The sequence below is a fragment of the Candidatus Soleaferrea massiliensis AP7 genome, assembly GCF_000820765.1.
Classification (GTDB): domain Bacteria; phylum Bacillota; class Clostridia; order Oscillospirales; family Ruminococcaceae; genus Soleaferrea; species Soleaferrea massiliensis.
In genome coordinates this window covers 128295-139056 of sequence record NZ_CCYH01000016.1, presented here as the reverse complement: position 1 = coordinate 139056, position 10762 = coordinate 128295, and the positions used below count along the sequence as shown (strand labels likewise).

The window sequence follows — 10762 nt, the reverse complement described above, 5'->3', positions numbered from 1 at the left end:
GGGGGAATGACGTCCATTCTCACTCTACCGAAGCGGCATTCCCCCTTTGGCGGCCTTTCTTGGTTCTTCTTTGGCCGCGCAAAGAAGAACTTCCACTCTGCCAAGTGTCACTTGGCAACCATAAAAAAACCGCTGCGCTGTAGCAAAATATCCGCCATAACAATAGGAACCCACCAGCTTAGCTGGTGGTTCTACATATGCGGGCAAAGCCCTATGATACTGGCAGCGTCTCAAGACGCATATTACGAGCGAGGTTCGCAAAGGTTCATATCCGGTAGACAATTGCAGACGGGCAGACTTTTTATATTAGTTAGCGCGGTTCACGTCCTAATGTTAGCCCTGTCACATCCTTTTAACGTAAACTTTTGCTATAACCGTTTTTATTTTGCATAATTGCTCTCTCTTTGCCTATTTTAAGTCTCTGCTTTTTCGGTACCCCCGGCAATGCCGGGGGTTTTCGCTTACAATAAAATGCCCTGTCAAACAAGTTTGTACAGGGCATTTTATATATTTACTGATCAGATTTTTTTGCTCATGGTGTCCAGATTGCTTGAATAGAGCAGTGCGTTTTCACGGCTGATCTTTCCTTCCCGGTAAAGCCGGAGAAGATCCGCATCCATCGTGACCATCCCTTCCGAAGCGCCGGAATAGATGACATTGTCGAGCTGATAGATTTTCGATTCCCGGATCATATTACGGACCGCGCTGTTCACGATCATGATTTCAAACGCCGGGATGATTCCCCCATCCAGTGTCGGAATCAGCTGCTGTGAAACCACCGCCTGCAGGACCATGGAAAGCTGTACCCTGATCTGCTGCTGCTGATTAGCTGGGAAGACGTCGATGATGCGGTCAATTGTCTTGGCCGCTCCGATCGTGTGCAGCGTCGAAAAGACCAGCTGACCGGTTTCCGCCGCTGTCAGAACCGTTTGGATCGTTTCAAAATCCCGCATCTCGCCCAGCAGGATGACATTCGGCGACTGCCTGAGCGCGGCGCGCAGCGCCTGGTCGTAGCTCTCGGTGTCGCTCTCCAGCTCCCTTTGGCTGACGATGCTCTTGCGGTGGGTATGCAGGTATTCGATCGGGTCCTCGATCGTGATCACATGGTTGTTGAGGTTGTGGTTGATCTGGTCGATCAGGCAGGCAAGCGTCGTGGATTTGCCGCTGCCGGCCGGCCCGGTGATCAGGATAAGTCCCTTTTGTTTTTGATACAGGTCTATGACGGTCTGCGGGATGTGGAGGTTCTGAAACTCGGGCAGGTCAAATTTCACGACCCGCAGCACCGCCGCCAGCGAGCCGCGCTGTTTATAGGCGTTGCACCGGAACCTGCCAAGGCCTCTGACCGAGAAGGAGAAATCGTCGTCCCCGGTTTCCAGCAGGCGTTGGATATCCTTGACCTCGTCCAATCCGTATATCTGTTCGATCAAATCCTTTGTATCGTCCGGACACAGCTTTTCATCCAGCAGCGGAACGATGCTTCCCTTGATCTTCAGCGATAAGGGACACCCTGAAACGATCAGAATGTCCGATGCATCCCGCTCCACCGCCTGTCTCAGCACCTCGGCTACATTCATATTTGATTAACTTCCTTCCCTGTTTTCACCCTGCCACAGCTCCCCGGATTCCTCGGCCTGCCATTCTCCCGTATCGACATACCGGTAGCTGATCAGCTCATACCGCTTCTCTTCCTCCGGTGAGGTCAGCTTCAACAAAACCTGCAGGGCTTTTCGATCGCCGCATGCAACCGAAAAGGACACGGTGTCCTCAGATATCGTCAGACCTTCGATCTCTGAAAGCCTGGACAGATTAAGCATTTTATCGTTTGTCCCGGTTTCAGCGCTGTTTTTCCTTGCCTGTCCCAGGACGGTATCAATCTGCTGCAGGATGGCCTGGGCCTGCGTTTCAGCCTGATAGGACGCATAAACCGCGTCCTCATTTTTCTCGGTCAGCTTGAGGTCGGCACGGGCCGATGTATAGGAAAGCACGCCGAACGTCGTCAGGCAGAGCACAATAAAGATCATCAGGATTGAGGATGCCCCCGTTCCCAGATACATTCTCGTTCTCGTTTTCTGCTGTTTCATCACACATCCTCCTTTGCAGGAAGATAACGGCTTGTCTGCAGGCTGCAGAGCTCCTGACCGCCCTTGTTTACCCGGACATCCAGCTCCATCATGGTGCCGTATTCGGACGGCTTCCGTTCAACCTGAACCGACATCTCATAGGCTCCCGTTTCACCGGACGGTTCCCAGTCCTCATTGTAGCAGATCATATACCGGTCCTCTTCCAGTTCGCTGAAGCCAGTCAGGACGCTGCTCTCATCCGCCCGGAGCTCTTCCGCAACATTCTGCGCCCGCAGCAGCGCCATGGTCTTGTCATGGCTTAAGGTGCTCTGTTCGTGCGCAGTGACAAACAGCTGAAGCGTGATCACGGCCGACAGGGAAAAGAATAAAATCACAATGATCAGTTCCATCAATAGGGTGTTGGTTTTTCCCGCGCTTTTCATACACACTTCCATTTCTCCAGCAGTATCTTCTCAGCGTCCCGGCCCGCTGCTGGAACAGGGCCGTTCGGCACATCCTATAGCTGCAACGCAATCCGGGAGGTGTATTCCCGGTCCTGCGTCGTCATAATTGTCAAAGTAAGCAGGCTTTTCTGTTCGTTCTCAGAAACATCAAAGCTTTTCAGTTCCGCAATCTCCTGCCCACGCGACGGGTCGAAGCTCTGGTCCGGCCGCCGCAGGATTTCCCGCAGGCTGCCGTCATAATAATAGATCAGCGTCTCATAGGTTCTGCCTTCGATCTCCTGCGAGATGACCAGCGTCCGGACACCGCTGCGTTCCTCCACACGGATGCCTTCCCGGCGGTTTTCCGCGCGCACCTTGTTTGAGACATAGGACAGCGAGGCGCGCACCTCGTCGTTGCCGTCCGACGCCTTTACGACGCCGCTGTACACATTCGCGCCGATGAGCACCAGCATAAAGGATAAGACCGTAAACAGGCCGAACAGGACAAAGCTGAACAACACGTCAATCGAGTGGGATCTGCTGCGCATCCTGTCCACCCCCTTCCAGATCGGTCACACGGACCGACGGCTTGACGTTTCTGCCGATGGCTTCGTAATCCACCAGGTATTTCTCATGATTGATCACAACGCCGTAATGCTCCTCCAGATAGGCAACGCTTTCGGGATAGCTGCCTTCGATCGCATAGCAGTTGATCACCGCCCTGTCGATGGCCTTCTCCAGCAGTGCCTTCTGCTGGGACCGGACCGTATTGGTCGCGCTGATAAAGCCGTACAGGAATATCGCGACGACGACGGCAAACACCGTGACCGTGATGACCAGCCCCTTGATATGGAGCCGTTTTTGTTTGTACAGATGCATGTGGACATCTCCTATCCAATCGAGGACATGATTCCCGCAAGCGGCAGCATGACCGACAGCAGGATGACGCCGATCACCACCGAAAGGATGGCCACCATCGTCGGTTCGATGATGGAGACAAGACGGCTGATCGAATCGTCGACCTCTTCCTCGTAAATATCTGTGAGCTTGTTCATGACCGTATCGAGCTGGCCGGCCTGGAAGCCGACCCGGATCATCTTGTTGTACACGCCGGAGAACATCTTGATTCTGACAAGCGCTTCCGGAAATGAAACGCCCTTGTCCATGAGCTCCTGACATTCCCTGATCTTATCGCGCGTCGCCGGATCGGACACGATACCCGGAGCGAGCTCAAGCGCTTCCTCCAGATGATAGCCGCTCGAAAGCATCATGGCCAGGACCGACGCGAACCTTGCGGAAGAAATCTTCCGGCTGAGCTTCTTCGTCAGCGGGAACCATCCGCTGAAGCGTTCCAGCTTGACGCTGCCCGACTTTGTCCTGGAAACGATGAACAGCACCAGAAGCACCGCGACAATCAGTGCGATCAGCACCAGCGCGATCCTGCCGGCCATCAGGCCGAACTGCATAACCATCGTTCCGGCCGCCGACATCTCCGCGCCGAGATTCTGGAAAACCTGCGTAAAGATCGGCATGACCTGTACAACCAGGATGGCTATGACCACAGCCATCATCAAAATCAGCACCGTCGGGTAGAGGATGGCGTTTTTGATCGACTTCTTGGTCTTGGCCTCTCGTTCATAGTACTGGTACAGCGATTCCATCACGTCGTCAAGCTTTCCGACCTTCTCGCCGATGCGCACCATGTTCACCATATAAGATGGGAATACGCCGGCCTCCTTGACGGCCTCGTAAAGGGATGCTGTCTTCTCGACGGTATGGGTGATCTGCTCAAAGACCTTTCTGGCCTTCGCGTCCTCGCCGCTCTCACACAGTGTGGAGATGCCGTCATAGAGTGGGATGCCGGATTTCAGGATGAGGGAAATCTGCGCACAGAACAAAGCCGTTTCCCCTGCCGGCAGCGTACGTGTCTTTTCATTCTCTTGCATTGCAATGCCTCCCGCTGTTTTAAGCTGTCTGATATCGTTTGGTTCAGCCTGCCGAACCGCAATATAAACTAATTTTACTAAAATACCTGGGACTGCGAATAACCCGAGCCCGATGACCCCGCCGCCGCGAAGGTCGGGTCGTACAGCTGCCCGTACACCATATTCCAGGCGTGCCTGGAACCCGACGCGCTGCCGATGACCAGCCTTGCGGGGATTCCCTGCGCTCTGAGCATGGTCGCCATGAGCGCGGCGTAATCGTAGCAGATTCCGCTGCCGGACGAAAGGGTCGAATCCGGGCTTGGGATATAGCCGCTGCTCACCGAGCTTGCTTTCCCGTAATCGTAGCTGATGTTGTTGATGATATAGTTATAGATTGCGCTGATCTTTTCGCCGTCGCTGCCTGCGCCGACGCACAGGTCATAGGACTTTTTGACCGCGCTCGAATCGGAGGTATACCACACGCGCTGGTTTGGATACAGGAACGGTATCTCGCTGCTTGCCAAACTCACGCTGAACGATCCGGAGGAAATCTCCAGATAGCTGGATCCGCCGATATTCTCGAGAACCGAAACCCGGTAGGTGCCGCTGCCCATCTGGAGCGGGAACACCTCGTACCAGCCCTGGTTGTTCAGATCATAGTTGTAGGTCTCCCCGGTGCCTTCGTTGATGACCTGGCATTTCAGGCGGCTGCTGTAGCCGTCCTGCTTCACCATGACATAGCCCTGCGAGGAGTTGCTCGCGTCGATGACCGTGCCGTCCTCTCCGTACACCTCTGTTCCGCCCGCGTAGGGGGTCATGACCGAAATCGGCCCGTTATAGACCTTCTCCTCAGAGGACGACGGCTTGTTTCCGCCTCCGCCGCCTGAACCGCCGCCGTTTCCGTCGGCACGGTCGTCGGTATCGCCGTCATCGCCATCTTCGCCGTCGTTTCCGTCCGATGCGGCAGACTCTTCGGAGGAGGACGCTTTCGAACTGTCCTTACTCTCATCACTGCTTTCCGAAGACGCAGACGATGAGCTCGCCGCGCTGCTCTCCGCGGAGCTGGTCTGGCTGGACGTCTCCTTCGAGCTGTCCGAAGCCGACAGGCCGGGAGACGATGCCGGAGAATCCGGCCCGTAGAAACATCTGTATGCAATCAGTCCAAACACCAGGATCATCGAAATGACAGCAAACGCGATTGGACAGATGATATCCCATTTCTTTCGCATAATCTACTCCTTCTATGGAGAATAAACACCTACCGGTCCGTTTCAACCGGTTCAATCTCGTGCAGCATGGTGCTGACCTTTATCCCCATTTTTGAGATCCCTTTTTCGAAATCCATGACAAGCCGGTGGATCACCTTCTTGCAGTTCTCATAGGTGGCCATCGGCAGCATGATGACATACTGCGTGGAGCTGTATGCGGCAATCACATCGCCCCTGCGCAGTTTGCGGACGACATGCTCCCGGAATGCGGTCATCACCTGCCGGATGACCTCGGCCGGCGGCAGCTCCCCATCCAAATCCGTGAAGGTGATGAGGCCGATATGTACCGGATAACCGGTGCGCAGCATGGTGCGCGCCTGCAGGCGGTAAATATTTTTAAAGATGTCATAGTCGCAGAAGAACGCACCGTTTTTTTTATCGGTTTCCCGCAGGTCGTTCTTGATTGCCATGAGGTCCATCTCCACATTGTGCATGGCCTTCATGAGCTTCTTGTAGAGCTGGACGGTTTCCGGCGCCAGATTCACGCCGAACTCATTGTAGAACGTCTCGCTGATCCGCTTATAGTGCTCGACAACCTTCTTCTGCTGTCCCGTTTCCGAATAGGCGCATAAAAGCAGCTGATGGATTTCCTCCTCAAACGGGCTGAAGAAAACGGCCCGCTCGCAGACCTGAACGGCCTCCTCGAATTTCTTATGCCGCATCAGCAGGCTGACAAGCTTGACGACACATTGGTTGTAAAGGGAGCTGTAATACGCATCCTTTACAATCACCCAGTCCATAAAGGAGGATTTCGGAAGAAACTGTCCTTTATAAAGGGATGCCGCTTTCCGGTACGCGCGAAGCTTCTCCTCATCCGGCAAATCCGCGCCGGACGCCTCCCGGATCAGCTTCTCGAACTCATCCACATCGACGCGGCAGGGCAAATCCGGGTTCCACGCGTAGGTATTGCGCTCGAACTTGATGAAATCAACGGCCGGATCCCCGTTGTTCAATAAGGATTTCAGCTGATTCCTTGCGCGATAGACAAGGTTTTTCAGGGCGTTGAGCGGATTGTCGCAGTCCTCATCCGCCCACAAAGCTTCCATCAGCTTTTCCTGTGAAACATCGCTGCCGCTGTTTGCGAGCAGCAGCTCGATGAGCGCCCACACCTTTTTTGTCCGTCCGGTATTTTCCGATAAAACATTCCCGTGATATCTGATCGAGAAGCCGCCCAGGGTATACACTTCGATCACGTCGTTCCGCCCATGCGTCTTATCAGTTTGTTCCGTGGCCATTACGCTTCTCCACCTTTATATGTATGCATTCTTTCTTCACCTTTGCTGCTCCCGCTGTATATTTTTATCTATCGTATAAGTATAGCATATCTCTCTGGAAAATACAAACGATGAATTCACTGAAAGTCATGATATCGTTTTAGAAATATATAGAAAAGTGTCACAAAATCCTGCTGAACATACAGCTGCAGACTTTGAACCAGCACAAATGATGCTGCAGAATTCAAACATCACGTTCATTGCAATTCAGAGTATATTTTAAACTCCATGAATCGGTTTCCCCTTTTATAAAGCAGAAACCGGTTTTGAGATATCGCCAGTCCGCTTCTTTGCCAGTCCGATGGCCGACACAAAAAAGACACCGGTGTGCCGCTTTCGCACCCGGTGTCTTTCCACTATGATTCAAAAGCCGGCAGTCTCTCCCATCCCTTTAATATTCCGGCAGGATGATCATAATTTCGGTTCCCTGCCCCACGACGGACTGAACGGTGATTCTGCACCGTCCCTGGTAAAGGTAGGACAGACGCTGTCTCACATTGTAAACGCCGATGTGATCCGTTCCATTCTCCCCGCAGTTCTCCGGGATATCATGGCAGCCGAAATACCGGTCGATCGTTTCCTGATCCATGCCGATTCCATTGTCTGAAATGCTGACCAGGATGCTGTTTTCCACCTTCTTGACGGTGATCTCGATTCTGCCGTTCCCCATCTCCTCCCTGCTGCGCAGCAGGATGCCGTGCAGCAGCGAATTTTCCACCAGCGGCTGCAGGATGTTTTTCGGGATGGACAGCTCCATATCCTCGGGCGACACATTGAACACCAGATCGGTCGTGTTGTGGCAGAGATGGTTCTGGATGTAGAGGTACTGCCTGAGGATCCGCAGCTCGTTCTTCACCTTGTCGAAGGAATGGTCGGTGCTGGTTTTAAGCCGGTCCTTGAGGATGTCCACCAGCGCCTGATTGACCTGGGAAACCTCCTCCATCCGCTGCTGCTCGGCGAGGTAGGTGACGGTATTCAGCGTGTTGTAGATAAAATGCGGATTGATGGCCGCCACCATCAGGTTGTACTGGATCTGCCGTTCCCGCTTCTCCTGCTCCAGCGTGTTCTTGATATGGTACTGCATGCGGGAAACCATCACATTGAAGGTTTGGGACAGATCCCCGATCTCATCCTCATAATCGTCCTTGACCACCACGCTGTAATCACCGTTTTTGACCCGCTTCATGGTACGGGACAGCTTTGTCAGCCTGCCCAGAATCTTCTTCAGAACCCAGCTGATCAGAAGCAGAAAGACCGAGAACGCGATGACAAAGGTGACCATCAGCATCCAATAGACGCTGGTGTACGGACTAAACAGCACATCGGGCCCCGCATGGATGACCAGGCGCAGGCCTTCCGCCGGGTAGGAGAACATAACGGAGTAGTTCATGCCCCTGTTGTCCTCCTGCATGAGAACCTCGTACTGCTTGCCCTCCAGGATGTCGAGCTCATCCAGCCTGATATCGGACGCCTCCGGGCCAAGGTTGCTGTACAGCACCCGGTTGCCCGAACCAAGCAGCGCGTAGTCCTCAAGCCCCAGATTGACCAACGCTTCCCACTGGCGCTGGAGGTCCGCAAAATCGGTCATCAGGATCGGATAGTACATCATGCCGTTGATTTCATAAACGGCGGTCAGACAGAAGATCTCCATCTGCCGCCCTTCGCATTCAACCTCGAATATCGGCGAATATATGCCGCTTTCCCGATTGGCATAGGCGGGCGGCAGCGAAGACTTGGGAACATCCATGTATTTTTTAAAGTTCTGGAACCATTCCGAGGAGGTGACCGTTTCGACGCAGTCCTCAAGCTGAGGATTGTAAAACATGTCTCCGCGTTCGTTCACCACGACCATGTTGGTTGCCACAAACGAGATGATCCCGGTTTCATTCATGATCTTCTTATCCTTGTAGCTTTTGAATTCATAATACCCGTCAAGCTGCCGCCTGATCTCGTCATGCCGCGCCTCCTGCTCCGGGTCATAATAGTCCGCCAGCAGCTCGTGCAGCTCGGAATCGTTGGGGAACCTCGTGTACACCGCGCCGTTTTTTCCTCCTAAGATATAACTCACCCTGGTCGCGCTCGCGCTCATCAGGCCTTCGATGTTGTTGTTGAAGTACGGCTTCATCATCTGATAGAACAGCGTTGGAAAAATCATGCCGATGACGAGCAGCAGCACGACGCTGACCAGCAGAAAATATGTGATGCAGCGGGCTATAATGGACTTAAATTTCAGCTTTTTGTGCGTCATCTTTCATACTCCTATATTTCTGTGGGGAGACGCCGTTCGTCTTTTTAAAGATCTTCGAAAAATAGGACGACGTGCTGTACCCCACCATCGGGCAGATTTCTGCTATCGTGTATCCGGTGCTGTCCAGAAGCTGTTTCGCCTTCTCCACCCGCACCTTGGTCAAAAACTTCCAAACCGTGCTGCCGGTCTCCTCCTTCATCAGGGTGTTGAGACGGTTTACACTGAGTCCGGCCTGTTCAGCCACATCCTCCGCGCCGATATCGACCTCCATGTAATGGCCGTTGATGTACTTGATGGCGGCCTGGACCTGCGCGGAATAGCTGAAAAACGAATTGTTCTCCTGTATCTGCGCGAGCTGCATGTACTTCTGCTTCAGCCAGTAAAAGGTGTCGTCCGCAGAATACCAGCTCTCCACAGTGGTTTCCTGATACAGCACAAACGAACCGCCCTTCTTGTAATCCATCACCTTTTGATGGTAGGGCAGCAGAAAGGAGATTAGCGTCCGCAGAAATTCAAAGAGACCCGGGATATCCCGTTTGCGGATGATGTCCAGATAGGCCGCGTCCATCTGTTCACACAGCTCATGGATCCTGTTTTTCAGCAGGTTGTATTCAAATTTTTTCCCGTCAAGATACTGCGTGGGACTGCCCTTCTCCTTCGCCCTCTGCATGGTCGAGCGGTTCAGCACGACCGACATCGGGTAGAAGTACCGCTGGTCCAGCATATCCCTGCTGGACCAGCTCAGCGAAAGTCCCTCCAGAATCGGGGCGTTCTCGCAGACGATCAGCACCGAGAAGCTGGTGTACAGGTTTTCCTGCAGTTTCTCCTTGATCTTGTACGCGGCGGCGTTCTCTTCTTTCCCGCGGCGCATCATCAGTAGATACCGGTACTTCTCATACCGGACAACGGCAACCGCCTGCTTAAAATGCAGATAACAGATGTCCTTGACATTCCGGTCCGAAACCTCCTGTGTTTCCGTCTGCAGCAGCTCGCAGATCGGCGGCAGGAAGCAGTCCTGTTCCATCAGGAAAAAGTCGTACTGTTCAGGGAAAATCTCCTGCGCCTGTTCCCTGATCGCCTGGCTGCCGTCATGCTCCATCTGGGACCAGAACGACTGCAGCCAGCCCTCCTCCGAAAACTTGACGGTCTGCGGTTTGCGGCGCAATATTTTTTTCACCGCCGTGAGCTTCTCGCCCAGCTTTTTCTGGATGTTCTCATGCTTCAGGATATAGTCAAACACGCCCAGATCCATAGCGGAACGGACATATTCAAATTCCTCATAGTTGGATAAGAAGATAATAACCGTTTCCGGCGCCATGCGTTTGATCTCCCTGGCCAGATCAATGCCGGACATGCCCGGCATACATACATCCGTGATCACCAGCTGCGGCTGATACCGTTCGAATGCGGCAAGCGCGCCCGCACCGTTTTCCATACAGGCGACCACTTCAAATTCGTCATCCCGTTCACGGACCAGCTGTGTCAGGTGATCCAGTGCCAGTTTGTTGTCATCCGCCAATAAGACTTTGATCATGCCGATCCCC

At 53.4% G+C, this 10762-nt stretch carries 10 protein-coding genes; all 10 read right to left on the bottom strand.

What is annotated here, in order from left to right; translation table 11 throughout:
• Nucleotides 1-518: 518 nt before the first annotated feature.
• Complete coding sequence (locus BN348_RS03435; RefSeq protein WP_040196195.1) at nt 519-1574, bottom strand: type IV pilus twitching motility protein PilT; 1056 nt, start codon at nt 1572-1574, stop codon at nt 519-521.
• Nucleotides 1575-1580: 6 nt separating this feature from the next.
• On the bottom strand, nt 1581-2081 hold the full coding sequence (locus BN348_RS12930; RefSeq protein WP_052446671.1) for a hypothetical protein: 501 nt from the start codon (nt 2079-2081) through the stop codon (nt 1581-1583).
• Nucleotides 2081-2503 carry a type IV pilus modification PilV family protein gene (locus BN348_RS03425; RefSeq protein WP_040196194.1) on the bottom strand — a complete coding sequence of 141 codons (423 nt, stop codon included), beginning with the start codon at nt 2501-2503 and terminating at the stop codon, nt 2081-2083. Before BN348_RS03425 ends, BN348_RS12930 begins: the two co-directional genes overlap by 1 nt.
• A 74-nt stretch (nt 2504-2577) precedes the next feature.
• The gene (locus tag BN348_RS03420; RefSeq protein WP_040196193.1) at nt 2578-3051 is read right to left on the bottom strand and encodes a DUF4860 domain-containing protein; all 474 of its coding nucleotides are present in this window, start codon (nt 3049-3051) and stop codon (nt 2578-2580) included.
• The gene (locus BN348_RS03415) at nt 3026-3382 is read right to left on the bottom strand and encodes a hypothetical protein (RefSeq protein ID WP_040196191.1); all 357 of its coding nucleotides are present in this window, start codon (nt 3380-3382) and stop codon (nt 3026-3028) included. Before BN348_RS03415 ends, BN348_RS03420 begins: the two co-directional genes overlap by 26 nt.
• 11 nt (nt 3383-3393) lie before the next feature.
• Nucleotides 3394-4449, bottom strand: coding sequence for a type II secretion system F family protein (locus BN348_RS03410; protein WP_052446670.1), 1056 nt, complete (start codon nt 4447-4449; stop codon nt 3394-3396).
• 77 nt (nt 4450-4526) lie between these two features.
• Nucleotides 4527-5657 carry a transglutaminase-like domain-containing protein gene (locus BN348_RS03405; protein ID WP_052446669.1) on the bottom strand — a complete coding sequence of 377 codons (1131 nt, stop codon included), beginning with the start codon at nt 5655-5657 and terminating at the stop codon, nt 4527-4529.
• A 29-nt stretch (nt 5658-5686) separates the two neighbouring features.
• On the bottom strand, nt 5687-6931 hold the full coding sequence (locus BN348_RS03395; protein WP_040196187.1) for an AfsR/SARP family transcriptional regulator: 1245 nt from the start codon (nt 6929-6931) through the stop codon (nt 5687-5689).
• A 430-nt stretch (nt 6932-7361) separates the two neighbouring features.
• Nucleotides 7362-9218, bottom strand: a complete 1857-nt coding sequence (locus tag BN348_RS03390; RefSeq protein ID WP_040196185.1) for a sensor histidine kinase — start codon at nt 9216-9218, stop codon at nt 7362-7364.
• The gene (locus BN348_RS03385; protein ID WP_040196182.1) at nt 9193-10752 is read right to left on the bottom strand and encodes a response regulator transcription factor; all 1560 of its coding nucleotides are present in this window, start codon (nt 10750-10752) and stop codon (nt 9193-9195) included. Before BN348_RS03385 ends, BN348_RS03390 begins: the two co-directional genes overlap by 26 nt.
• Nucleotides 10753-10762 lie beyond the last annotated feature (10 nt).